Origin of the sequence: Nonomuraea helvata, from assembly GCF_039535785.1 — a bacterium.
In the GTDB taxonomy this organism is placed as follows: Bacteria; Actinomycetota; Actinomycetes; order Streptosporangiales; family Streptosporangiaceae; genus Nonomuraea; species Nonomuraea helvata.
On sequence record NZ_BAAAXV010000008.1, the window covers coordinates 85,833 to 109,189 of the forward strand.

Here is a 23,357-nt window from a genome sequence, read left to right on the forward strand (position 1 = left end):
GATCATGACTGTGGGCGCGGTCGTCCTGCTCGTGATCGCGGCTCGCCAGGTCTCGACGTGAGCAACCGGAGCGCCAGCAGGGCCAGCCAGGCCCACCCGATGGTCACCGCGGTCCGCTGGATGAGCCCGCCGTAGGCGACCAGCGCGGGGTTCTGGCTGAAGGCGATCGTGGCCAGGACGAACGCGCCCCCGAACCCGGTGGCGCTGGCGATGGAGTACGCCGCCCACCCGCGCTCCCGCTCCCGTAAGAACCTGACCGCGAACACCACGCAGGCCGCGGGCAGCGCCACGAATCCCATCAGCGAGAGGTAGTCGTGCAGCGCCGCGTGCACGCTGCCGTATCCGGTCGCCAGCCCGGGAGTCCCCGGCGGATAGCCGCTGACCGGGTCGGTGGTGAACACCCCGGCGCAGATCAGCATGGCGCCCCAAGCCCCCACCAGGACCGGCCCCCAGACCGTCGCCCTGGGCTGAGCGGACGCCTTGAGCGCCCGCCGCAGCCCGGCGGCGAGAGCGAGCGTCAGGAGACCGGCCACGACGAAGTTGACCGCCTGCACCCATCCGTACTCACCCAGCGCGAGCGAGCTGACCGGGTGCCGAAGGGAGTCGTAATGGGCGCGGACGGCACCCTGGACGAGGAAGGCGGCGACGAACAGCGGACCGGCGACCACCCCGCACAGGAGCAGCCGCCTTGTCGTCCTGTCACTGGAGTTCATGCCTGTCAAGCTAGACTGACAGAACTGCCCTGTCAATCCAGCCTGACAGCATGGACCTGTGGTTCAGCCGAAGAACCCGACCACACGGTGGATGCGGTCGCCCTCGAACTCCACGACGTCGTAGCCGGTGGCCACGGGCGTGTCCGAGCCAGGCGCGCCCAGCCGCCAGGTGAACAGCGCCGTGTGGTGGTGGGCGCCGATCAGCGTGCCGAGGCTGAACACCAGATCGCCGAACTTCTCCTGAGCCCGTCCGATCGCCTCGGACAGCTCGGCATGACCCCGCAGTCCGGCGTAGTCGGGGTCGGAGTAGACCGAGTCGTCGGTCATCACGGCCTTGATGAGTACGTCACGGGCGGCGGCGTCCCGCTCGTTCCAGATGTCGAGGTACTTGCCGATGAGGTCGTTGATCATGAGGTGATTCCCTTCTTGGTCGGTTTGAGGACGAGAGCGATGAGGCCGCCCACGGCGGTGACGGCCGCGGCCGCCCAGCCGGCGGTCTGCAGTCCGCCGAGCAGCTCGGTGGTGGGGCCGGTGGTCGGGCCGGTGGTGGAGCCCGCGGTGGCGACGGCCACGAAGACCGCCAGCCCGATCGCACCGCCGACCTCCTTGGCGGTGCTGGCCAGGCCGGAGGCCACGCCCTGCTGCTCGGGCGCCACTCCGGCGCCGGCCGAGGCGAACAGCGCGACGAAGGCCACGCCACCGAAGAACCCCCAGATGAGGCTGCCGGGCAGCAGGGTCCAGAACCCGCCGCCGATGGGCATGCCGGCGGTCAGCACACCGATCCCGGCTCCGGCGCCGATCATCCCGGTGCTGAGTGTCGTACGGACTCCCCACCTGCCGAGCAGCAGCGGCGCCACCTTCAGCGCGGCCGCCATGCAGACGAGGGTGAGTGGCAGGAACGTCAGACCCGCCGCCAGGGCGCTGTAGCCGAGGACCGGCTGCAGGTACGAGGTGAGCACGTAGTAGCCGCCACCCAGCGTGCCCTGGAACACGGCGATCACGGCCATCGTCGTGGCCGGGCCACGCCGGCGCAGCAGCCGCGGTGGGATCAGCGGATTCCCGGTACGCGCCTCGACCAGCAGCAGCAACCCCAGCAGCGCCGCGCCGGCGACCAGAGCCCCGGCGCCGCGTACCGATCCCCATCCCACCTCCGGTCCGCTCGCCAGACCGAACACGACCAGCGTCGAGCCCGCCGTGGCCAGCACCGCGCCGGGTACGTCGAAGCCGCCCGGCCGGGACGTGGCCGGGGGGTCGGGGTCGAGCAGCCGGAGCGCCGCCGCGGCGGCGCCGATGGCCAGCGGGACGTTCACGAAGAACACCGCCTCCCAGCCCAGGTAATTGGTCAGCACGCCGCCGAGCAGCGAGCCGACGGCCAGCCCGGCGCTTCCCGCCATGCCCCACGCGCCCAGTGCCCGGTTGCGTGCGGCCCCTTCCGCGAACCCGCGGTAGATCAGCGCGAGCGTGGCCGGGGTGAGCAGCGCCCCGCCCGCACCCTGTACGGCGCGGGCCACGATCAACGTCGTGGACCCTGTGGCCAGGCCGCCCGCCAGCGAGGCCACGGCGTACAGCGAGAGGCCGAGCATGAACATGCGCCGCGCGCCCAGCTTGTCGACGGCCCGGCCGCCGAGCAGCAGCAGCCCGCCGAGCCCGATGGCGTACGCGCTCACCACCCACTGCACGGACCGCGTGCTGAAGCCCAGGGCCGCTCCGAGGTCGGGGAGCGCCACGTAAACGATGTTGTAGTCCAGAGCCACGATGAGCTGGGTGAACGCCAGGAGCGCCAACCTGCGCCCGGAAGGGCCCACGTCGGTCGGCGCACGAGAGTCGGCAAGCGTCACGAGGAGTCTCCTTGACAGTTTCTATACGACGAATGACTTCTACACGCCGTTCAAACTATGTACGCCGAACAGTAGTCCAACTCTGTAGACTGTCAAGGGTGGGCGATCAGACGATGAGCAGGCGCGACCGTTTGCGCGCGCAGACCACGGCGGAGATCAAGTCGATCGCGCTCGAACTCATGGCCGCCGGCGGCCCCGACGCCATCTCGCTACGCGCCATCGCCCGCGAGATGGGCATGACCGCGGGGGCCATTTACAGCTACTACGCCACCCGCGACGACCTCGTCACCACGCTCATCGCCGACCTCTACACGGCGCTGGTGGACGCGGCGGAGTCCGCCCGCGACGCCGTGCCCGCCGATGACCCGGGCGGCCGCATCCTGGCCTGGGCGCAGACCGTACGGGAGTGGGCCCTGGCCCATCCGGAGGGCTTCCGCCTGATCTACGGCGACGCCGTCCCCGGCTACCAGCCGCCGGCGGACGGCCCGGCGAAGGAGGCGGAGCAACGGGCCTGCCGAGGGCTCACCGGTCTCGTCGCGGCGGCCTGGCGCGGGCCGGACAAGGGCGAGTACGGCTGGTCCGACTTCGACCCGGTCCTGGCGGAGGACATCCAGGCCACGTTCCCCGGCCTGCCGCCGGACGCGGTGGCGCTCACGATCCGCGTGTGGGGCCGCCTGCACGGCCTGGTCGCCCTGGAGATCTACGGCCACCTGCGCACGCTCACCCACGAACCTGCCGCGATCTACCGCGACGAGATGATCGCCCTGATCGCGTCCCTCGGCTTGACGCCACCCGCCTGACGCCGGGCGGCGACCCACCCGCTCATGATCCTAGCCGCGGCTCGAACGGAAGGCCTTGAGGACCGTCACGCTGCCGCCCTCGAGTGCGGCCTTGTACTCCTCGGACTCCATCGGGCACAGGGCCGTCCGGCCCTCGGCGTCGGCCGCTCGTCACGCTCCCTTGGCGGGATCCAAGTGCGTGAGCACGGTCTCGGCGATCGTCCCCAACGTCTGGATCTGCTCGGGGGAGAGCAGGTCGACGAAGTGGCGGCGGACGGACTCCACGTGTGCGGGCGCGGCCTCCTGGATGGCGCGCAGGCCGCCCTCCGTCAGCACGATCATCGCCCCCCGGGCGTCCCCCTCGAACTCCTCCCGCCGGACCAGCCCCCGCTGCTCCATCCGGGAGATGTGCCGTGATAGGCGGCTCTTCGACCAGAGCATGCGATCGGCCAGCTTGGTGAGCCGCCACCGATGATCCTCGGTGGAGGTCAGCGCCGACAGGACGTCGTAGTCGGGTGCCGACAGCCCCGAGTCGCGCATGAGGTCCCGGCTGACCTCGGCGTCCAGAAGCAGCCGCATCCTGCGGTATCCGATCCAGGCCCTGAACTCGGCATCGTCCAACCAGCGCGGCTCCATGCCGCCCGAGTTTAGTTGACGTGTAATCAACCTGGTCTTAGGTTTACATGTAAACCTGTCGATGGGAGAGAGTCATGTTCGGGCTGGGTATCTCGACCTCGGCCGTGCCGGGGGCCGATCCGGTGGGGGACGCGCGGGCGGCCGAGGAGCTGGGCTTCGACTTCGTCTCGGCCTCGGATCACCCCTGCGGGAGCGAGCCGTCGTACGAGGTGTGGACGATGCTGACCTGGGTCGCCGCCGCCACCTCGCGGATCAGGGTGGCCACCCGGGTGCTCGGGGTGCCGTACCGGCCGCCCGCGATGGTGGCCAAGATGGCCGAGACCCTGCACAGGTTCTCCGGCGGCCGGCTGATCCTGGGGCTCGGGGGTGGTTACTCGGATGAGGAGTTCCGGGCGTTCGGGCTGGGGGTGCCCACGCCGCGGGAGAAGGTCGACGGCATGGTGGAGGCGATCGACATCATCCGCGGGCTGTGGTCGGAGCCTCGCTTCACCTACGAGGGCACCCGCTACCACACCTACGAGGCCGCCATGGAGCCCAAGCCCGTCGGCCCGATCCCGATCTGGCTCGGCACGTATGGCAAGCGCGCCCTCGACGCTACCGGCCGGCTGGCCGACGGCTGGATCCCGTCCCTCGGCTTCGCCCCGCCGGGGCAGGCGGCCGCCATGCGGGAGCAGATCCTGGCCCACGGGCGTGCGGTGGAGTGCGTGTACAACGTCCCGTTCCGCATCGGGGAGCGCGCTGACGGGGACGCGGCGGTGGCGGGCTCGCCACAGGAGGTCGCCGACCGGCTCGCCGGCTTCGCCCGCCTGGGGTTCACGTCGATGAACTTCATGCCGGTCGGCCCGGATCCGCGCGAGCAGTCGGAACGCTTGGCCACGGAAGTCCTCCCGGCTCTACGTGCCGCCATCCCGTCTCGATGAGCTGCGGATTCGCACACTTCTCGGCACTCTGGGTATTCGACATGTCACAATGAGTGCCATGCCGTCCCCCCGACATGACGCCCTCATCAACATGTTCGCCGACCGCCCTCAACTGGCGGTGGAGATCATGCGTGACTTCATGGGAGTGAACCTCCCCGACACTTTGCTGCAGGTGGAGAAGACCACCTTCAACACCCGCACCTCCGATGACATCGAGCCCGATCTCGTCATCACCCTGGGACCTCCGCAAAGTCGTCCTCCGGCTCATGCCATCATCGTGGAGATCCAGCAGGACAAGACCAAGAGCCCCCGGCAGTTCGCACGCTACGCCGCCTCCCTGTGGCTGATGCTGGGCTGCGACGTCTCGGTCCTGATCATCTGCCCAGAGCGCAACGTCGCTGTCCACTACGCTCAGCCGATCGAGTCCGGGCTGACCGGCTACCACCTGCGGCCCTGGGTGCTGGGTCCGGACGAGATCCCGGCCATCGTCGACACACAGGAGGCCGCCGCCCACATAGGCCTCGCGGCCATGTCGGTCATGGTCCACGGCCACGACCGCAAGGTCATCGAGGCGTTCACCGCTGCGCTGGCCGACGCGACCGACGAACACTCTCCGGATTACTATGAATACGCATACAGCATGTCCGTGCCCGAGATTCGCTGCCTCATGGAGGAGATCATGAAGTCTGCGTCCACCAAATGGCCGGTCTACAGCCCCTTCGCCCGCGAGCACTTCGGCCGCGGCCTGGCACAAGGCAAGGCGGAGGGTAAGGCAGAAGGCGTAGCGGAAGGCAAGGCGGAAGGCAAGGCGGAAGGCAAGGCAGAAGAGGCGATCCGGCTGCTCCTGCTGGTGCTGGAGGCTCGTGGTCTTGACGTCCCAGAGGACGCACGTGCCCAGATCACCGCCTGCGCCGATATCGCCCAACTGGAAACGTGGACCACGCGTGCGGCAACCGCCCAGACTCTCCAGGATCTGTTCGACGAATTCGACGAACAGTGCCGTTAGCTCGACCGGCGGACCATTGGACCTGATCACTTGGTCAGATCCGGGGGGCGAAGGGGGGCGTGAGCCCCCTGGGAGGCGCTGTCTGGAACTCCACTGCGCGAAGCGCTCCCCGTGGAAGGCCTTGCTTTTCGCCCCCCGTGACCCTAGCTTCCGACTGGTTCGGCGCGGAGGCGGGCCGAGTGTTTGACCAAGCTGATCAGGACTTCGCGGCTTGACTCCCGCTTCCGTGCGTCACACAGGATGATGGGGACCGACGGGTTGAGCTGCAGCGCCAGCCGTACCTCGTCCAGCTCGAACGTAGGCGCCCCCTCGAAACAGTTGACCGCCACCACGAACGGCGTGCCCCGCCGCTCGAAATAGTCCACCGAGGGGAAGCAGTCGGCCAGCCGCCGGGTGTCCGCCAGGATGACGGCTCCCAGCGACCCCTCGGCGAGCTCGTCCCAGACGAACCAGAACCGCTCCTGCCCAGGGGTGCCGAACAGGTACAGGACGTAGTCGTTGCCCAGCGTGATCCGGCCGAAGTCCATCGCCACGGTGGTGGTGCGCTTGGCCTCCACCGAGGTGAGGTCGTCCACGCCGATCCCGCGGTCGGTCAGGACCTCCTCGGTGCGCAGCGGCCGGGTCTCGGAGACCGCGCCCACCATCGTCGTCTTGCCCGCGCCGAAGCCGCCCGCGATCAGGATCTTGATCGCCGTCGGCAGGCGCGGACGCTCAGAGCGACCGAAGACCATCGAGCACCGCCCTGTACATCTTCATGTCATGCATGTCCACCTCGGATTGTGGTTCCTGCGCAGAGACGAGTTCGCGGTCGAAGAGGTCGCCGAGTAGCACCCGGATCGTGCCGGCGGGCAGGTCGAGGTACGCGGCGATCTCGGCGACGGACTTGGGTTCGCGGCAGAGCTGGAGGATCCGCAGATGCTCCGGGTCCAGTCCGGCGTCGGGGCCGGGGGGCGGACCCACCGCGAGGGCCATGGATATCAGGTCGAACCGGCCGTGTACGGGCTGCGTACGGCCACGGGTGACCACGTAGGGCCGGATGATCTCCGGATCCACCCAGTGTTCGTCCGTCGGTCCGTCCGTGCCTCTCACCGGTCGCCCCCGGCGATGGCCTCGGCGTTGCGGGCGCCTGAGGTGAGGTACTGGCCGACCCGGGCCACCATCATCGCCATCTCGTACGCGATCAGCCCGATGTCGGCGTTCTGCGCGCACAGGACGGCCAGGCAGGCCCGCTCGCCGGCCGTGGTCACGATGAGGAACTGGTGCTTCCACTCCACGACCGTCTGCCGCACGGTGCCGCCGGAGATGTGGTCCGAGACGCCCTTGGCCAGGCTCTGCAGGCCGGAGGCGACAGCGGACAGGTGTTCGCCGTCGGTCCGTTGCAACCCGGCGGACGAGGCCATCAGCAGGCCGTCGGAGGACAGCACGATGGCGTGCTCGGCCTCCTTGATCCGGCTCACGAGGTCGTCGAGCAGCCAGTTGAGATCGGTGCCGGACGAGGGGGTCATGCCTCACCTCTCGACTGCTCGTCGAGCATCTTGGCGGCTTCGCTGCGGCCAAGACGCGTGCCTGACTGCAGAGATCCCATCATCGCGCGGATCTCCTCCGGCGAGCGCTCGTCATCGTCCTCCTCGTAGTCGGGCTGCGTGGGCGTGTCGTCCCGCAGCGCTGGCGCCAGGTTGGCCTGGGGTACCCGCAGGGGCAGCCCGTTCGACGTGAACTCGGTCACAGGCCGCTGCTCCGGTTCGGCTGGCGGTTCTGGTTCTGGTTCTGGTTCCACAGGGGTGAGCAAAGGTGCGGGCGCAGGGGCGGCCGGCTCGGGGGCGGGCGCCTGGCGCGCGGGCTTGAGCGTGCGCACGTTCTCCGCCGTGACCGGCCGGATCGCGGTGGCCACGGCCGTCGTCCTGCGCGGCAGGCGCTCCCGCGGCCCGCCGTCCTGCGACTCGGGCGTGGGGTCGAGCTGTACGAGCTCCTGCGGCAGCAGCACCACGACCGTCGTCCCGCCGTACGGCGACGGCTTGAGCACCACCTGGATCTCGTGACGCTTGGCGAGCTGGCTGACCACGTAAAGGCCCAGCCGGGCGGCGCCGGTGATGCGGAACTCGGGCGGGTCCGCGATGCGCGCGTTGTTGGCCTCGAGGTCCTCGGGCTTCATGCCCAGACCGCGGTCCTCGATCTCGATCACGTACCCGTTGGCCACGAGCTGGCCGCTGACCTGCACGTTCGTGTAGGGCGGCGAGAACGACACGGCGTTCTCGATCAGTTCGGCGAGCAGGTGGATGACGTCACCGACCGCGCGGCCGACGAGCACGACGTCGCCCATCGGCATCAGCGTGACGCGGGTGTAGTCCTCGACCTCGGCCAGGGCACCGCGGACGACGTCGACCATGGGGACCGAGCGGCGCCACGTACGGGCGGGGGTCGAGCCGGACAGGACGATGAGGTTCTCGGCGTTGCGCCGCATGCGGATGGCGAGGTGGTCGAGCCGGAAGAGCTCCTTCAGCTCCTCAGGGTCGGTCTCGCGGCGCTCCATGACGTCGAGCACGGTGAGCTGCCGGTGGACGAGGCCCTGCGTCCTGCGGGCCAGGCTGAGCAGGATGTCGCGGATGCTGCGGCGCAGCTCGGCCTGCTCGGCCGCGACGCTGATCGCGGTGCGCTGCACGGTGTTGAACGCCTGGCCCACCTGGCCGATCTCGTCGTCACCGAAGTCCAGGTCGGGGGCCTCCTTGGCCAGGTCGACCTCCTCGCCGCGGCCGATGCGCTCGACGACGCCGGGCAGCCGGTCGTCGGAGAGCTCGTGCGCGGCGTCACGCAGCTTCTGCAGCTGGGCGAACAGGGCGCGGGCCGTGGTGATGGACAGGATGATCGAGGCGATGACCGCGATGAGACCGAGACCGCCGGCCAGCACCAACCGGATGACCACGTTGACGGCGACGGGCACGGCCTGATCGACCATGCGGTCTCCGCCGGTGAGCACCAGGGTGTTGAGATCGGCCAGGGCGCGGTCGGCGGTCGTCTTCCACTGATCGGCGGTGAACGGCAGGCTTCCGGCGCTCGGATCCTGTTCGGAGAGGAGCGTTTCCAGATTCCTGAGACGCGTGAACGACTGGCCGTTGACCAGCTTGTCGTAGTTGGCCTTCTCGGAGGGGGCGAGATCGGCCGCGGCCTGGTCGGCGAGGACCCGCCAGGCTCCCACGGTCTGTGTGAACTGCGCGTGCTCCGCGGGGGTCAGCCGGCCTTCGGCCAGCGCGCCGGCGACCAGCGCGTCTTCCCTGGTGATCACCTCTCGGGCCCGGCTCAGGCCGAGGAGCGTGCGGATGCCCTTGGCGAGGGTCTTGTCGTCGAGGGTGGCCAGCGACCCGTAGAGACCGTAGATGGAGTCGATGACGTCGCCGTAGGTGCTCGTCGCCCGTAGCCTGTCCATCTGCCCCGAGTCGATGGCCTGCCGGGTCTGCCTGAGGGTGTCGAGTTGCCCGAACACGTCGGTGAGCCGCCTGGATCCTTCGTCATCCAGGGCGAAGTCGACGATGCCCGACGTCGCCGACTCCTTGAAGGCAGTGATCAGGCGGTCGGTCTGCTTCCGCTGGTTCTCCAGGTCCTTGCGGGAACGGATGCCAGAGCTGCTCAGCTTGACGACCGAGATCCGCCGTTCCTTCTGCAGCTCGACCAGGAGCGGCTCGCTGGGTGAGATGATGCTGGAGTCGAGCTGGGAGACCCAGAGCAGGTTGACGCCCTCGCGAAGGGTGACCCATGCAGCGAAGGCCCACAGCGCCGCGAGCGAGAGAAGCAGAGCCGTGACTTTGGTCCGCAGTCGTGTATTGCGGAAGCCCATTGTACCTACCCTGTGAAAGTCATTTCGTGTGCTGACCACCAGGACATGCAGTGGCATACCGGGCGCCGTCGATCAAGGAACTTTAGCGCAGCTCAAAGCGGCTCTCAAGCAACATCAATCACTTTGGTTACCAAATATCCCTTTTTTGACAACATTAGTCAAATACTCGCCAAGTGGATATCCTTCCAGAGTGAGCGACCCTGCCCCTGCTGCGTACTTCAGCATCAGTAATGATCTGGTCGATCGCTTGCTTCGGGGGGCGCAGCAGCTTGCCGGCGTGCCGGAGGAGGATCGGAGCACCGTTCTCAGGGCCGCCCTCGACGCCGTGCCCGAAGCGGACCGGCTGGTGCGTCCGTACGCGAGCCTGTTCGCCGAGGGTGACAGCTCCGCCAGCCGGCTGGCCTTCAGTTGCCTGTCCGCCGCGGCGACGTTCCCGCATGCGCGGGCGGATCAGATCGCCGATCTGGGTACGTTGATCACGATCTTGTTCGGCATTGATGACATCGCTGACAACATCGCGGGGCAGTGGTCTCATAGCGACATCACCGCTTTTTTCGAGCAGCTCTGCTCGATGGTCTCCGGCACACCACCTCAGGCGGGTGCCGAGGACGCCGTCGGGCAGGGGTTGCACGCCTGGCAGGCGTGGTGCGTCCGCTTCCGCGGGCACGCCGGTGCCGAAGCGCGCGCGCCGATGCTGAGGGAACAGCTCCGACGCGCCGGCGTGGCCATGGTCCGTGAGCGACTGTGGGCGGCGGGTGACGAGCCCTGGCCGTCGTACGACGACTATCTGGCCAACGGCAGCCTCACGATCCTCTATCCCACATGGTGGGCCGCCGCCCTCGGGATCTGTGGTCCCGCCGGCGCCGGGCATTGGGAGGCGATCGAGCAAGCCACCTCCCTCGGCGCGGCATGCATGCGGCTCGCCAACGACATCAGGACGTTCGAACGGGAAAGGAACGAGGGCAAGCCGAGTTCCGTCCTCATCCTGGAGCGCGCGGGCATGAGCACGGAGGCCGCCGTCGAGCGGGTCTTCGCTCACTACGCCGAGCTCCACGTGGCATTCCTGGCCGCCCTCGCGCAGCTGCCTGCCCCGTTGGCCGGCATCGCGGACGGGCAGCGCAGGAACGTCGCGTTCAACGGTGGCTGGTTCATGGCCAGGGACACGCACGCATATACCGTTCAGGAGCTGGTCAGGGACGCGGACACGTACGCAGGCTAGGACGGCGGCCTGGTGCGTTCCCGCGCCCGGCGGGCGAGGTGGGCCGCGGCGATCACCGCGCCGCGTGTCACCGCGTGCGGCACATAGAGATCCTTGTCGTGCCAGAGCGGAGGATGCTCCTTGCCGGCCGAGCGTAGGAGGAACCTCTCGCCCGCCGCCGCGGCGCGCAGGCGTCGCGGGTCCATCCAGTCTCCGGTCAGCAGCAGGACCTGCAGTGCGTACGCCGTCTCCTCGGCGGTGCCCTCCCAGCGGCCCCAGGAGCCGTCCGGCCGCTGACTGCCCAGCACCCACTCGACCGCCGCACCCACCGGCTCAACCGATGCGGCACCGCCGAAGGAGCCGAGCGCCAGCGCGCAGGTGACGGTGGCGTAGTAAGGGGAGGCGTGCCACCTGTCCTTCCAGCTCCCGTCCGGCTCCTGCCGCTCACGGACCCAGGCGGCCACCTCGGAGATCGCCTGCGCGTAACGTGGCGCGGCGTCGGGCGTACGGCGTACGTACTCGCCGAAGGCGTCCAGCACATGAGCGTTCACGCTGACGGACGTGCCCTGCTCGCCGAGCCAGGTTGAGAAGTGGGACCCGGAACGGAAGCCCCACAGGCTGTCCGGCTCGTGCGGCGCTCCGAGCAGTGCCAGCGAGTACAGCGCCACGGAGGTCGTGTCGGCGTCGGCGGGCAGCCCCGGTCCGGCGGGAGTCCCGCCGGGGCCGATCGCCGTTCTGAGGTCCGCCACCATCTCCGGCGGCACCTCGACGGGCACGCCCGCGCGGACCAGCCAGCTCAGCACCCAGCCCCGCTCGAACACGGTGATGGGCAGCCCGACGGGCACGGGGCCGCCGTGGCGTCGGACGACCGCCTCCAGATGATCACGGGCCGGTCCGTCCGGGTCCCGCCCGGCCAGCCAGGCGGCGGTAGCGGCAGGTGACGCCCCGACGGTCCCGATGGAGGCCGGCTGGACGGCGGGCGCCCCCCCGGCCTTGTCGCCGGCGATCTCCAGAGCGTGCAGCAGCTTCTCCGGAATCGCGCCTCCCGAGCCGATCCGCGAAATGACCCGATCGAGGCCGTCGTAGCTCATTCCCTCGGGCAGCGGCAGCGGTGCGTGGTTCGGCAGGTCCTGGAGGTGCCGGTTGATGAGCGCCACGAGCGAGGGCACGATGTGCTCGATCGCCGGCATGTCCGGCAGTTCGATCCGTCCGCTGCCCAGCCAGGCCGCGAGCAGGCGCAGCCCTCGTTCGGCCGCCTGGGTGAGCCGCTCGTGGTCCGTGCCCGGGTCCTCACGCGCCAGCGCGGTCAGGATCGCCTCGACGGCGCTCAGGGTCGGCACGAGGCCGTACCCGTCCGGTGCGCCCCAGGATCCGTCCGGACGCTGGGTGCCGGTCAAGTAGTCGAGCCGCTCCCGGTGCCCAGTCAGCCAGGGAGCCAGCGCGACCACTCGTCCGGTCTCGTAGACCGACGGCGAGACCTGCCCCCATGGCCTGAGCATCAGGCTCTCGATCAGTTCGCGCGCGTGCGCGACGATATCCGTTGCCGCGTCGGTGGTGATGCTCACGTGGCTCATGTCCGCGGGTCCGTCTCGATCGGCGTCAGCCGGAGCATGACCTGCTGTTTCGGCCGCGCCGAGGCTCCCGGTACGGCGGTGAGCGGCTGAGGATCGGTCAGCGCCAACCGGTACTTGCTCAGCAGGTTGGCGATGACCAGCGGGGCCTCGATGCGGAACAGGCCCTGGCCGAGGCACGAGTGCGGGCCCGCGCCGAAGGGGAAGAACGCGTAGCGATGCCTGGGAGCGGCGCCGTCGGCCCAGCGCCCGGGGTCGAACTCCAGGGGCCGGTCCCAGAACTCCGGCAGGCGGTGGGTGGTGTACGGACTGATCAGCACCTGAGAGCCGGCCTTGATCCGGACGCCGCCGATCTCTGTGTCCGCCATCGCCTGGCGGGGGATGATCCAGCCTGCCGGATACAGCCGTAACAGCTCCTGCAGGACCATGTGGAGATAGGTGAGCCGGGGCACGTGCTCGGGCCGTACCTGGTCATGGCCCACCACGCGGTCGATCTCCTCGTGAAGCCGGGCGCTGACGGCGGGATGATTGTGCAGCACGGCCCACAGCCAGGTCAGCGACGTCGCCGTGGTCTCCGTGGACGTGGCGTACATGCTCACCAGGTCGTCGCGGACCTGCTCCAGATCCATCCTGCCGTCCTCCTGCTGCCTGGCCCTGAGCAGCACCGCGATCAAGTCGGCCTTGCCGCTGCGCGCGCCCTCGCGGTGTGCCTGATCGATGAGGGGATAGACGATCTCGTTGATGTTGTTCATGGCTCGCAGGTACGCGCGATCGCCCGGAACTTTGATGGAGTACGGCACGAAAGGGAAGAGCAGCCGGAACGCGATCGACGTGGCGCAGGTGGCGAACTCGGGTGCCAACCGCTCGGCGGTGTCGCGTGAGATGCGGCCGCCGAAGAGGACCTTGACGACGGCCTGGTTGATGATCGCCGTCATCTGGTCGGCGGCGTCGATCGGCCGTCCTGCGCGCGCATGGACGTCGAGCTCCAGGACGCGCTCGGCGATGGCGTCGGCCATGTCCTCGGCCAGGGTGGCCGTGTACTTGGCGGTGAACAGCGGCTGGAGGATCTTCCTGGCGGATGCCCACTCATCGCCCTCGCGCAGGATGCCCTTGCCGGTCACACGCCGTACTGGCCGCCAGAACATGCCCTCGCGTGCGAAATTATCCCACTCCGTGGTGAGCACCTGCTGGACGTGGTCGGGGTGCGAGACCAGATAGGGGCGAAAGGGGCCCAGGTCGACCCGGACAACCTGGCCGCCGGCCTCGGTGCCCATCCTGGCCAGCTCGTTGACCGGGTCTTTCAGCAACCGGGGAATGGCTCGGTGAAAGGGTACGACTTGCGGCTGCATCACGGAGGTTTCCGTGGCGTGCGACATGGCGGCTATCCCCGATCCGAATGCTCTATACGGCTAAGAGCCAGCTGTGCGGCTATTTATCGTGCTTACTAGGAATATGTCCGCTTTGTCGTATTTTGGAGGGGGTGGTGGCGGCCTCGTGGGGTGGGATGGAGTCCATCGCCATGAGTGCTCCCTCCATCGCGTACGGTGTCCGTGTTTGACCACGGACATACCCTGACAAAAGTCAACATCTGGGTGGAGTATCACATGCTTATGCATGTAGATTCAAGATCGTACCGGGGTAGGAGCACCGTTTGAATCTCAGCCATCCCTCGGGCGGTGACGCCGTGGCTCGCTGTCGGGCCCTGTTCGAGCCGGCTCTACGCGAGGCGGTTTCGGCGCTCCACCCGTGGGGCGCTGGGATGGCCGCGTTCGCTCTGGGCTGGTCCGATGCGGACGGCAGGCCGCACAACGGGGACGGCGGCAAGGGCGTGCGGCCCACCATCGCCATGCTCAGCGCCGAGGCCGTCGGCGGCACGGCCGAGTCGGCACTCCCTGGGGCGGTGGCGGTGGAGCTGGTGCATGCTTTCTCACTGGTGCACGACGACATCATCGATCATGACGAGCGGCGGCGGCACCGTGAGGCCCTCTGGAAGGCGTACGGCGTGGGCCCGGCGCTCCTGGCCGGTGACGCGCTCCTGGCCCTGGCCGTCAGCCGGCTCGCCGGGTCGCCCGAGGCGATGACGTACCTGTCGGCGGCGCTGATCGAGCTCGTCAACGGGCAGACCGCGGACATGGCCTTCGAGAACCGGCCCTGGCACGGGCCCAACGCGGTCACCATCGCCGAGTACACGGCGATGGCCGCGGGCAAGACCGGCGGCCTGCTCGGGGCCGCCGCGGCCGCGGGGGTCTGTCTGGGCGGCGCGCCCGAGCTCGCCGACCGCATGTGGGAGATGGGGCTGGACCTGGGGGTGGCCTTCCAGATCGCCGACGACATGCTGGGCATCTGGGGCGACCCTCGCATCACGGGCAAGCCCGTGTACTCCGACCTGCGGCGCGACAAGAAGACCTTCCCCGTCCTCGCCGCCCTCGCCGGCGGCCACCCCGCCGCCCGCGAGCTCTCCACGCTGCTGTCGGCCGGCGTCTCGGACGAGGACTCGCTCCGCCACGCCGCCCGCCTGGTGGAGCAGGCCGGCGGGCGTGGCATCGCCCGGGCCCAGGCCGACCGGCGCCTCGCCGCGGCGCTGGAGGTCATGGACGAATGCCTGCCGGGCGCCACGGACCTGCGCGCCCTCTGCGCCTCGCTGGTGAACCGGGTCCACTGACCTCTTCGTGCCGCGGACGGATGACCTGCGTGCGCCCGTTCCCGCCCGAGGGCGCACGCGTCAAAGGCGCGGCGTACGCGTCAGAGGCGCGGCGTACGCGTCAGAGGCGGGAGGCCTCGTCCAGGAGGGTCAGCTCCTGCTCGCTCAACGTCAGCTCCGCGGCCGCCAGCAGCGGCTCGAGCTGGGCCACGTTCCGGGCGCTCGCGATCGGCGCCGCGACCGTGGGCTGGGCGGCGAGCCAGGCCAGCGCCACCGTGGCCGGTGCCGTCGAGCGCTCGGCCGCCACCTTGGTCAGCGCGTCCAGCGCCCGGCGCCCGTGCTCCTTCTGCAGGTACTCGGCCGCCCCACCGGCCCGGGGGCTGTCGACCGTCACGCCGGGCGCGTACTTGCCGGTCAGGAACCCGCGAGCCAGCCCGAAGTACGGTGTGCTGGACAGGCCCTCCCGGGCCACCACGTCCCGGAGCTCGCCCTCGTAACCTCGCTCGACCAAGTTGTACTGCTGCTGCAGGGCCACGTAGCGGGTCAGCCCCTCCTCGTCGGAGGTCCTGAGCGCCTCCGCCAGCCGGTCCGCGCCGTAGTTGGACGCCCCGGCGTGCCGGATCTTGCCCTCGCGGACCAGCGCGTCGAACGTCGCCAGCGACTCCACCAGCGGCGTGTCGTGGTCGTCCACGTGTGCCCAGTAGAGGTCGATGTAGTCGGTGCGCAGCCGGCGCAGCGAGTCCTCGACCGCGGTCCGGATGGTCGCCGGGGCCAGCCCCTGCAGCCCCTCCAGCATGCCGACCTTGGTGGCGAGCACGACGGAGTCGCGGTTGCGGCGGGTGTCCAGCCACTCGCCGATGATCGTCTCCGAGGTCGACTCGCCGGTCACCCAGTACGGGTAGACGTCGGCGGTGTCGATGAAGTTGCCGCCGCCCTCGACGTACGCGTCCAGGACCGCGAACGCCGCCTCCTTGTCGGCGGTCCAGCCGAAGACATTTGTGCCGAGCGATATCGGAAAAACGGACAGGCCGGATGTACCTATTGATCTCATTACGCCATTATCGGCACCCTCGCCGAGCGGACCCGATGGCACCCCCTCGCCGAGCCCGGAAGGACGTCCCGGCGCGGACACGGGGGTCTCGCTTCGCCGGGATGGCGGTGAAGTCGCAGGTGGCGCTATGGTGCGAGCTGTGGTGATCGGTGACGCGCGTACGCGCATCCTGGACGCGGCCGAGGAGTTGTTCGCGGGCGGCGGCTACGAGGCCACCCCTACCGCGGTCATCGCCCGGCTCGCGAAAGTGCCCAAAGGGCTGATCTTCCACTACTTCCCGCGCAAGATCGACGTGCTGGTCGCCCTCGTCGACGAACGCACGCTGGTCGAGGAGGGGCGCGAGGTCGACGCGGTGCCCGGCGACCCGGCGCGCACGCTGTCCAGGCTGGCGCGCGGCCTCCCGCTGCGGGCCTCACCCGCGATGCGGCGCATCCTGTTCAGGGAGGCCGACACCCACGGCTCGGTCAAGGAGCGGCTCGGGCGGCTCAACGGCGAGCTGATCAGGCGTGCCAGGTTCGCGCTGGAGCTGGCGCTGCCCGGAGCGCGCGGGGACGCGGCCAGGCTGGAGGTGGCGGCGGCCACGTTCGCCGCCGTCCTGCTCTACCAGGAGAATCTCTGCCAGCTAACCGGCCACCAGATCGATCCTGACGCCGTCGCGGAACTCATCGCCCACTCGCTCGTCTAGCAGCTCGTCGAGCGCCGTGCGCAGGTGGCCGAGCAGCCCCCATACGTCGTTCATCCGCTCGGGGCAGGCCACGATGCCGAAGTCGAGCATGCCGTCGTAGGAGAAGCAGGTGATGTTCAGGCCGCCGCTCATGTCGGTCAGCACGGACAGCGGGTAGTAGGACAGCACTCTGCCGCCGCACAGATAGAGCGGGAACTGCGGGCCCGGCACGTTGCTGACGATGAGGTTGATCGGCGGGAACGCCGTCCCCGCCAGCCGGAAGAGCGCCGGCGTGGCCAGGCTGGTCAGCGGGGCGGGCAGCACCGAGCAGAGCTCGCTCAGCCACGTCGCCGGGGCCAGCGCGAAACGCCGCTTGGCCGTGTTCATGGCGGCGCCGACGGCCCGCAGGCGCTCTCGGGGGTCGGCGACGTTCGTGGGCATGGGGGCGACCATGGCGGAGATCTGGTTGCCGACGAGATCCTTGGCCCCGGCCGTACGGACCGCCACGGGGACGGCGACGATCAGCGGCGCCTCCGGCAGCGCGTCGCGCTCCCGCAGCCACGAGCGCAGCGCCGAGGTGCACAGGGTCATGACGACGTCGTTGACGCTCATGCCGTTGGCCTTGGCGACGTTCTTGACGTCCTTGAGCGACAGCGAGCCGAACGAGAGGCGGCGGCGGGCGCTGATGGGGCCGTTGAACGGGGTCCGGGGGGCGGTGAGGCTGGGCAGCTCGGGGCGGTCGTGCCGGTCGCCGGCGACCAGCCGCGCGGCCTTGGCGATGAGCCTCGCGCCGGGCAGGCCCGCCGCCAGCGGAATGGCGTCTAGGTCCTCGGCCACCCTGACGGCCGACTGGACGGCCCGTACGGGGTGGGTCGCCGTCCGCGCGGCCGCTCCTGCCAGCATCTCGACCAGCCCGGGCACGTCCTGCCGGGGCGCGGGAACCGCCGTGCTGACACATCGGGTCGCCGCGGGGCCGCCGCGCAGGCCGTCGGGGGCGAGGTCGAGCAGGGTGGCGAGGGTTTCCGCGCCCGAGACGCCGTCAATGGCGGCGTGGTGCACCTTTGTGTAGACGGCGACCCTCCCGTCCGTCAGCCCGTTGATCAGGTGCATCTCCCACAGCGGGTGCGCCCGGTCCAGGCGTCGCGCGTGGATCTCCGCCACCGCCTCGGCCAGCTGCCAGTCGTCCCCGGGAGCGGGCAGCGTCAGCTCGAAGAGGTGGTTGCCGATGTCGAAGTCCGGGTCGGCCGCCCAGTACGGGCGGTCCAGCCCGAGCGGCACCTCGGCCAGCCGGAGGCTGAGCGCGGGCGACAGGTGGAGGCGTGCGAGCAGGAGCCGCGCCAGGGCGTCCCTGTTGACCGCTCCGTCGGCCGGGTCGAGAATCGCCAGCCCGGCCACGTGTGCCGCGGTGGTCGCGGTCTCGACATTGAGGAACTGGGCGTCGAGTGCGGTGAGCTGGCGCATCTGCTCTCCTTTTCCCGTGATGTGTGTGCAGGATCACATGCAGGGATTTCCGGAAGGTTTCCGCGAGAGTCTTTCAGATGAATTCAGGCTCGCCGTACCACGATTTAGCGAATTCCCAGCTCAGTCGGGATCGGTGACAATTGTCTATCCATTGACCACCTCAATGGGGTGGCGCACGACGGCGTCGAACGCGTACCCGTACGGGTGGCGCGGCGTGACCGGCGGCTGCGTGGCGCCTGTCTCGTCGGTGGCCCGCGCCATCAGCACGTGAGGTCCCGTGTGACGGGGCGCCCATGAAATGTGCCATGGCAGCCACGCCCTGGCCAGGTGCTGCCCGTGATGTTCGGCCTGGCGCCAGGTGAGCCCGCCGTCGAGGCTGACCTCCACCCGGACGATCCTGCCCTGCCCCGACCACGAGCGCCCGCGCAGGATGTGCGGGCCCATGAGGGGGAGCCGCGCATTCCAGGGGAGTTCGAACGCGCTCTTCACCGGCTGCGTCGTGACGTCCGGGTAAAAGACCGTGTTCCACGGCGTGAAGAGCGTTGTCGATGAAACCTCAATATCGCCGAGCCATTTGATGGAGGCTATTCCCACCCATCCCGGCACCACCAGCCGCACCGGAAATCCGTGATCGGGGGGAAGCGGCTCGCCGTTCATCTCGTACGCCACGAGGACGTCGTCCATGGCCTTGCCGATCGGCAGCGGCCTGCGTACGTGCCCGTAGTCCTCGAACGGCGCGTCGAGCCCCGTGGGCAGGACGTCGACCGCTCCGGGGAGCAGCCCGACCTCCTTGAGCAGGACCTTCAACGGCACCCCGCGCCACCGCGCGACCCCGATCCCGCCCAGCCCCCACTGCGTGCCCGGGGCGGCGTCGTTCTGCTGCGTGCCGTAGAACCGCCGTCCGTTGCCGGCGCACTCGATCGCCACGTCGAACGTCCGCGACGGCATGGCGCGCAGCTGCTCGTAGCCGAACTCCCGCGGGCGCCGAACGCCCGCCCCGTGCACCCGCAGCCGCCAGGTGGTGACGTCGATGATCGGGGTGGAGGTGTGGTTGCGCACGAAGAACCGGTCGATCGGGGTGTGGTATCCCTCTCCTGACATGGCCTCCCATCGCATCTCCGCGTTCAGGCCATGCACCCTGAACAGGTGGTCGGGCAGCGGCTTCACGATCGTCGCCGTCACTTGGTTCATGGCAGTCACCTCGTACGACCTATTTCCTACCTGGAAACCATTTAATCTCCTCACGCTGTTCCGGCGCACCCCGCGTTGCCGAACTCTGTCCGGCCACTACGGGAACGTTCCATTTCGCTACCTCGGGCCTTACCCTCCCGGGGGAAGGGGAACCGGGCCTATCCGGCGCGGCGTCGCTCGGCCCGGATCCGGAGGAGGTCGGCGCTCGCCTGGTCGGCGGGCAGGAACGCCTCCAGGTGGAGTTCGGCGAGCGTGATGTCGGTCGCAGTGGCGAACGAGGTCAATGTGGTGATCAGACGCAGCTCGCCGTCCGCCGACGCCAGCCGCATCGGCACGGAGAAGCCGAGATGCCCGGGGCCGACCGGGGTCTGCGGGACGTATCCGGCCAGCTCGGCGACGAAATCGTCCAGGCGCGGATCGGGGCTCCGCCGCGCCCTGGCACGAAGGTTCTCGATCACATGCCGGCCCCACTCGTCCAGGTTCAGCACCCTGCGTCCCATCCCGTCCGGATGGAGCATGAGCCGCAGCATGTTGACCGGCGGTGCGAGCAGTTCGGGTGAGGCGTCCTCGGTGAACACCTCGACGGCGTCGTTGGCCGCCACCACCCGCCCGTAGGGCGCGATGACGAGCGCCGGATACGGCATATGCCCGTGCAGGATCTGCTCAAGGGCGACCCGGACCGGGCGTAGCGCGGATTCGTCCAGGTCCGACTCGGTGAACATCGGCGCGAACCCGGCCACCGCGAGCAGATCGTTCCGCTCCCGCAGCGTCAGGCCGAGCGACTCGGCCAGCCGGATCACCACCGCCCGCCCCGGCTGGGAGCGACCGCTCTCGATGAAGCTCAGATGACGCTGGGTCGTGCCGGCCAGCGTGGCCAGTTCGAGCTGGCTGAGCCGGCGCGCCCGGCGCCAGCGGCTCAGCTCGGCGCCGACGCCGCTCTGTTCGATCGTGCTGCTGCTCACCAGACCGTTCTACCGCGTCCACGGAGCCCCCGGCGATTCCCTCGAGGGAATTGCCGGACGCCACGGCCACCCCACACGATCTCGTCGTGGAACGGGTGGCGGTCCGCCGGCATCGCCGGACCGACATGATCACGAGACGATGAAAGGGCTGTTCGATGAGGAGCTATCACCTTGATCCGGGACATGGCCTTGCCGGGCTGACGGTCCAGGAGCACGACATACCCGAACCTGCGCGCGGGCAGGTCGTCGTCCGGGTGCGCGCGAACTCGCTCGGCTTCCGCGACCTGATGGTGCTCGCCGGTAACTATCCGCTGCCGATCAGGCCCGGCGTGGTGCCCGGCTGTGAAGGGGCGGGGGAGGTCGTGGCCGTCGGCGAGGACGTCAGCCGGGTGCGGCCGGGCGACCGGGTGGCGGCCACCGTCTTTCCCCGCTGGCTGGACGGTCCGTTCAGGCTGGACAACGCCGCGCAGCTCGGGACGATGGTCGACGGCATGTTGACGGACTACGCCGTGTTGGGCGAGGACGGCGTCGTGCCCATCCCGGAGCACCTGTCGTTCGAGGAGGCCGCGGCGCTGCCGTTGGCGGCGGTGACCGCCTGGAACGCCCTGACCAGTGGCAGCCCGCTCCGCCCTGGGGACAGCGTGCTGACCCTGGGGTCGGGAGGAGTGTCGCTGTTCGTGCTGCAGTTCGCCAAGCTGGCCGGGGCCCGGGTGATCGTGACCACGTCCGGCGCCGCCAAGGCCGATCGGCTGAAGGCACTAGGGGCGGACGATGTGATCAACTACCGGGAGGACCCGGAGTGGTCGGAGACGGTCCGTGCCCTCACCGGCGGCGTGGGCGTCGATCGCGTCGTCGACTCGACGGGGCCGCTGGAGCAGTCGCTGAAGTCCGCCGCGTTCGGCGGCGACGTGGCCTTCGTCGGCCGTTGGCTCTCCGGCGCCGCGGGAGCCCGGCCCATCGACCCGGCGCTGCTGTTCAGAGCGGGTGCGACGCTGCATCCCATCGCCACGGGCAGCCGCACCCACTTCGTCGAGCTGGCCCGCGCCGTGGAGGTCCATCGGGTGCGGCCGGTGCTCGATCGGGTGTTCCCGTTCGAGGACGTTCCCGAGGCCTTCCGCTACGTGGAGTCAGGCGGTGGCTTCGGCAAGGTGGTCATCACTCACGACTGACGGCACGGGCGTCAAGGGCGAGCAGCCGGGTCAACGCCTGCCGTAGTTCCTGCTCCGGCTGCCGGAGAAGATCTCCGGCGCGCCAGCCGACGAACCCGTCCGGCCGGATGAGGACGGCCCCGGCATCGGTGATGCCGTAGGCGTGCGTGAATCGCTGGTCCGGGTCGCGCAGTTCGGCGGCCCCGACGCGGTGGACGTCGACGTCGAGGTCGAGCGAGGCCGCCACCGCCTTGGCCGCTTCGGCCCACTCCGCACCCTCGGCGCCGGCCAGCAGCGTGAAGGCGCCGGTGAACAGGTCCAATGTGGACAGCTTCGTCCCGGCGCGCTCCAGCCACACGTGGGGTGCGCGCAGGCCGGGACGGCCGCTGGGGGTGCGAGGGTCTTCCACCGGGTCCTCGGGAGTGGCCGGCTCGGTGCGCACGGCCGCGGAACGGTACCGGTAACCGAAGGCCATGGTCACCTCGTCGATCCTGGTGGCATCCTCGCCTGCGGCGTGGTGGCGGGCGTCGAGGATGCGCAGTGCGGTGTCCATCGTGGTGTGCGCGACCGGCCGGCGCTCGGCCTCGTACGTGTCGAGCAGCGCCGGTCCGGCCTGCCCGTGGAGCACGGCGGCGAGCTTCCAGGCCAGGTTGTGCGCGTCCGCGATGCCGGTGCTCGCGCCGAAGGACCCGGTCGGCGGAAAGACGTGGGCCGCGTCGCCGGCGAAGAACACCCGGCCGGCCCGGTACCGCCGGGCCACCCACGCGCCGATCCTGACGTCCATCACCGTCCGGCTCCAGCCGGGCACCGGGGGCACCAACGTGACATCGAGGTCCGCGATCCCTGTCGCGCGGCGGACCAGCTCGACGCAGCGCTGCTCGGGGAAGTCCTCGATGCTCTCGCCGTGGCGCGGCTGGAAGGGCACCCCGAGCATCCACCGCCCGAGCCGCCCCAACGGGGCCAGGACCGTGCCCGTCACCGGCTGGTCGAAGTAGGCGAGCATGAACCTGCGTCCCCGCAGTGCGCCGTCGAGGTCGGCGTCGAAGACGAAGTGCGCGGCATGGCCCAGCACGCCGGGGCCGTCCGCGCCGATGCCCAGACGGTCGCGGATGCCCGCGCGGTTGCCGTCCGCGGCGATGAGGTAGCCGGCGCGGATGCGGGATTCGGCCCCACTGCCGAGGTCGCGCACGACGGCCGTCACACCGTCGTCGTCACCGTCGTCGTCACCGTCGATGGAGACCAGCTCGGTGCCGAACCGCACGTCCACGCCGGCGCGCTCGGCGTGCGGACGTACGACGCGCTCCAACTCGTCCTGGTCGATCAACGCCCAATCGGCCGGGCTGATGCCTCCGGGCCGGACCTGGGCGAGCATGTCGACGCGGAAGCGCTCCTCACCGGCCAGCGTGCCCGCGCCGATCATCTCCGGCATGCCGACCAGGATCGACTGGTGCCGGAGGATCTCCTCCTCCAGGCCGAGGGCACGGTAGATCTCCATCGACCGCGGGTTGAACGCCCGCGCCTGCGGCATGATCGCCGTCGACGGGTGCCGCTCCACCAGCACCGAGCGGACTCCCCGCCGCGCGAGGAAGAACGCCGCGGACAGGCCGGTGATGCCTCCGCCCACGATGAGAACGGCGGTCTTGTGGTCGTACGGTCCGGTCATCGTCTCAACCTCTCTGTCGTCCTAGCCACGCAGCCTCATAATCAACAGTCCACTTATCTTTGTCAACCATTCATTTGATTAGCGCA

22 protein-coding genes are annotated in these 23,357 nt (G+C 69.7%); 7 read left to right on the forward strand and 15 right to left on the reverse strand.

The window, feature by feature from the left end:
* Positions 1 to 2: 2 nt before the first annotated feature.
* The 3 genes from ABD830_RS27770 to ABD830_RS27780 form a co-directional block, all read right to left on the reverse strand.
* Positions 3 to 713, reverse strand: coding sequence for a DUF998 domain-containing protein (locus ABD830_RS27770; RefSeq protein ID WP_344993419.1), 711 nt, complete (start codon positions 711 to 713; stop codon positions 3 to 5).
* A gap of 63 nt (positions 714 to 776) precedes the next feature.
* On the reverse strand, positions 777 to 1,124 hold the full coding sequence (locus ABD830_RS27775; RefSeq protein ID WP_344993422.1) for a nuclear transport factor 2 family protein: 348 nt from the start codon (positions 1,122 to 1,124) through the stop codon (positions 777 to 779).
* On the reverse strand, positions 1,121 to 2,551 hold the full coding sequence (locus tag ABD830_RS27780) for an MFS transporter (protein ID WP_344993425.1): 1,431 nt from the start codon (positions 2,549 to 2,551) through the stop codon (positions 1,121 to 1,123). Before ABD830_RS27780 ends, ABD830_RS27775 begins: the two co-directional genes overlap by 4 nt.
* Before the next feature lie 98 nt (positions 2,552 to 2,649).
* Between ABD830_RS27780 and ABD830_RS27785 the strand changes: the two genes are divergently transcribed.
* On the forward strand, positions 2,650 to 3,351 hold the full coding sequence (locus tag ABD830_RS27785; protein WP_344993427.1) for a TetR/AcrR family transcriptional regulator: 702 nt from the start codon (positions 2,650 to 2,652) through the stop codon (positions 3,349 to 3,351).
* Positions 3,352 to 3,501: 150 nt separating this feature from the next.
* On the opposite strand, the gene ABD830_RS27790 is transcribed toward ABD830_RS27785, so the two are convergent.
* Entirely contained in the window at positions 3,502 to 3,966 is a 465-nt protein-coding gene (locus ABD830_RS27790) for a MarR family winged helix-turn-helix transcriptional regulator (RefSeq protein ID WP_344993430.1), read from the reverse strand.
* A gap of 74 nt (positions 3,967 to 4,040) precedes the next feature.
* Between ABD830_RS27790 and ABD830_RS27795 the strand changes: the two genes are divergently transcribed.
* Both ABD830_RS27795 and ABD830_RS27800 read left to right on the forward strand, forming a co-directional pair.
* Positions 4,041 to 4,886, forward strand: coding sequence for an LLM class flavin-dependent oxidoreductase (locus ABD830_RS27795; protein ID WP_344993433.1), 846 nt, complete (start codon positions 4,041 to 4,043; stop codon positions 4,884 to 4,886).
* Between the two features lie 58 nt (positions 4,887 to 4,944).
* Positions 4,945 to 5,892, forward strand: coding sequence for an RpnC/YadD family protein (locus tag ABD830_RS27800; RefSeq protein ID WP_344993436.1), 948 nt, complete (start codon positions 4,945 to 4,947; stop codon positions 5,890 to 5,892).
* 143 nt (positions 5,893 to 6,035) lie between these two features.
* Here ABD830_RS27800 and ABD830_RS27805 read toward each other — a convergent pair whose 3' ends face one another.
* From ABD830_RS27805 to ABD830_RS27820, 4 genes are read right to left on the reverse strand one after another with little or no spacing between them, the layout of a single operon-like run.
* Positions 6,036 to 6,623: a GTP-binding protein gene (locus ABD830_RS27805; protein WP_344993439.1), complete on the reverse strand. Its 588-nt coding sequence runs from the start codon at positions 6,621 to 6,623 to the stop codon at positions 6,036 to 6,038.
* Positions 6,604 to 6,981, reverse strand: coding sequence for a DUF742 domain-containing protein (locus ABD830_RS27810; RefSeq protein ID WP_344993441.1), 378 nt, complete (start codon positions 6,979 to 6,981; stop codon positions 6,604 to 6,606). The genes ABD830_RS27805 and ABD830_RS27810 overlap by 20 nt, the downstream gene beginning before the upstream one ends.
* The gene (locus ABD830_RS27815) at positions 6,978 to 7,397 is read right to left on the reverse strand and encodes a roadblock/LC7 domain-containing protein (RefSeq protein ID WP_344993444.1); all 420 of its coding nucleotides are present in this window, start codon (positions 7,395 to 7,397) and stop codon (positions 6,978 to 6,980) included. Before ABD830_RS27815 ends, ABD830_RS27810 begins: the two co-directional genes overlap by 4 nt.
* Positions 7,394 to 9,721: a sensor histidine kinase gene (locus ABD830_RS27820; RefSeq protein ID WP_344993447.1), complete on the reverse strand. Its 2,328-nt coding sequence runs from the start codon at positions 9,719 to 9,721 to the stop codon at positions 7,394 to 7,396. Before ABD830_RS27820 ends, ABD830_RS27815 begins: the two co-directional genes overlap by 4 nt.
* 277 nt (positions 9,722 to 9,998) lie before the next feature.
* Here ABD830_RS27820 and ABD830_RS27825 point away from each other — a divergent pair, with 277 nt between their 5' ends.
* Entirely contained in the window at positions 9,999 to 10,940 is a 942-nt protein-coding gene (locus tag ABD830_RS27825; protein ID WP_344993450.1) for a terpene synthase family protein, read from the forward strand.
* Here the strand turns inward: ABD830_RS27825 and ABD830_RS27830 are convergent.
* Complete coding sequence (locus tag ABD830_RS27830; protein ID WP_344993452.1) at positions 10,937 to 12,493, reverse strand: prenyltransferase/squalene oxidase repeat-containing protein; 1,557 nt, start codon at positions 12,491 to 12,493, stop codon at positions 10,937 to 10,939. The two genes, ABD830_RS27825 and ABD830_RS27830, sit on opposite strands and share 4 nt — an antisense overlap.
* Positions 12,490 to 13,797 (reverse strand): cytochrome P450, encoded by a 1,308-nt coding sequence (locus tag ABD830_RS27835; RefSeq protein ID WP_344993454.1) that lies wholly within the window; start codon positions 13,795 to 13,797, stop codon positions 12,490 to 12,492. Before ABD830_RS27835 ends, ABD830_RS27830 begins: the two co-directional genes overlap by 4 nt.
* 452 nt (positions 13,798 to 14,249) lie before the next feature.
* On the opposite strand from ABD830_RS27835, the gene ABD830_RS27840 reads away from it, so the two are divergent.
* Entirely contained in the window at positions 14,250 to 15,152 is a 903-nt protein-coding gene (locus ABD830_RS27840) for a polyprenyl synthetase family protein (protein WP_344993456.1), read from the forward strand.
* A 100-nt stretch (positions 15,153 to 15,252) separates the two neighbouring features.
* On the opposite strand, the gene ABD830_RS27845 is transcribed toward ABD830_RS27840, so the two are convergent.
* On the reverse strand, positions 15,253 to 16,182 hold the full coding sequence (locus ABD830_RS27845) for an aldo/keto reductase (protein ID WP_344993459.1): 930 nt from the start codon (positions 16,180 to 16,182) through the stop codon (positions 15,253 to 15,255).
* Positions 16,183 to 16,309: 127 nt separating this feature from the next.
* Here ABD830_RS27845 and ABD830_RS27850 point away from each other — a divergent pair, with 127 nt between their 5' ends.
* Complete coding sequence (locus tag ABD830_RS27850; RefSeq protein ID WP_344993462.1) at positions 16,310 to 16,867, forward strand: TetR/AcrR family transcriptional regulator; 558 nt, start codon at positions 16,310 to 16,312, stop codon at positions 16,865 to 16,867.
* Here the strand turns inward: ABD830_RS27850 and ABD830_RS27855 are convergent.
* From ABD830_RS27855 to ABD830_RS27865, 3 genes are all read right to left on the reverse strand, one after another.
* Positions 16,805 to 18,307: a WS/DGAT/MGAT family O-acyltransferase gene (locus ABD830_RS27855; protein WP_344993465.1), complete on the reverse strand. Its 1,503-nt coding sequence runs from the start codon at positions 18,305 to 18,307 to the stop codon at positions 16,805 to 16,807. The two genes, ABD830_RS27850 and ABD830_RS27855, sit on opposite strands and share 63 nt — an antisense overlap.
* A 144-nt stretch (positions 18,308 to 18,451) precedes the next feature.
* Positions 18,452 to 19,498 carry a sulfite oxidase gene (locus ABD830_RS27860; RefSeq protein WP_344993468.1) on the reverse strand — a complete coding sequence of 349 codons (1,047 nt, stop codon included), beginning with the start codon at positions 19,496 to 19,498 and terminating at the stop codon, positions 18,452 to 18,454.
* A gap of 158 nt (positions 19,499 to 19,656) precedes the next feature.
* Entirely contained in the window at positions 19,657 to 20,460 is an 804-nt protein-coding gene (locus ABD830_RS27865) for a helix-turn-helix domain-containing protein (protein WP_344993471.1), read from the reverse strand.
* Between the two features lie 155 nt (positions 20,461 to 20,615).
* Here ABD830_RS27865 and ABD830_RS27870 point away from each other — a divergent pair, with 155 nt between their 5' ends.
* Positions 20,616 to 21,629, forward strand: a complete 1,014-nt coding sequence (locus ABD830_RS27870; RefSeq protein WP_344993474.1) for a zinc-dependent alcohol dehydrogenase family protein — start codon at positions 20,616 to 20,618, stop codon at positions 21,627 to 21,629.
* Here ABD830_RS27870 and ABD830_RS27875 read toward each other — a convergent pair.
* Positions 21,616 to 23,271: an FAD-dependent oxidoreductase gene (locus ABD830_RS27875; protein ID WP_344993476.1), complete on the reverse strand. Its 1,656-nt coding sequence runs from the start codon at positions 23,269 to 23,271 to the stop codon at positions 21,616 to 21,618. The two genes, ABD830_RS27870 and ABD830_RS27875, sit on opposite strands and share 14 nt — an antisense overlap.
* Between the last annotated feature and the right edge of the window lie 86 nt (positions 23,272 to 23,357).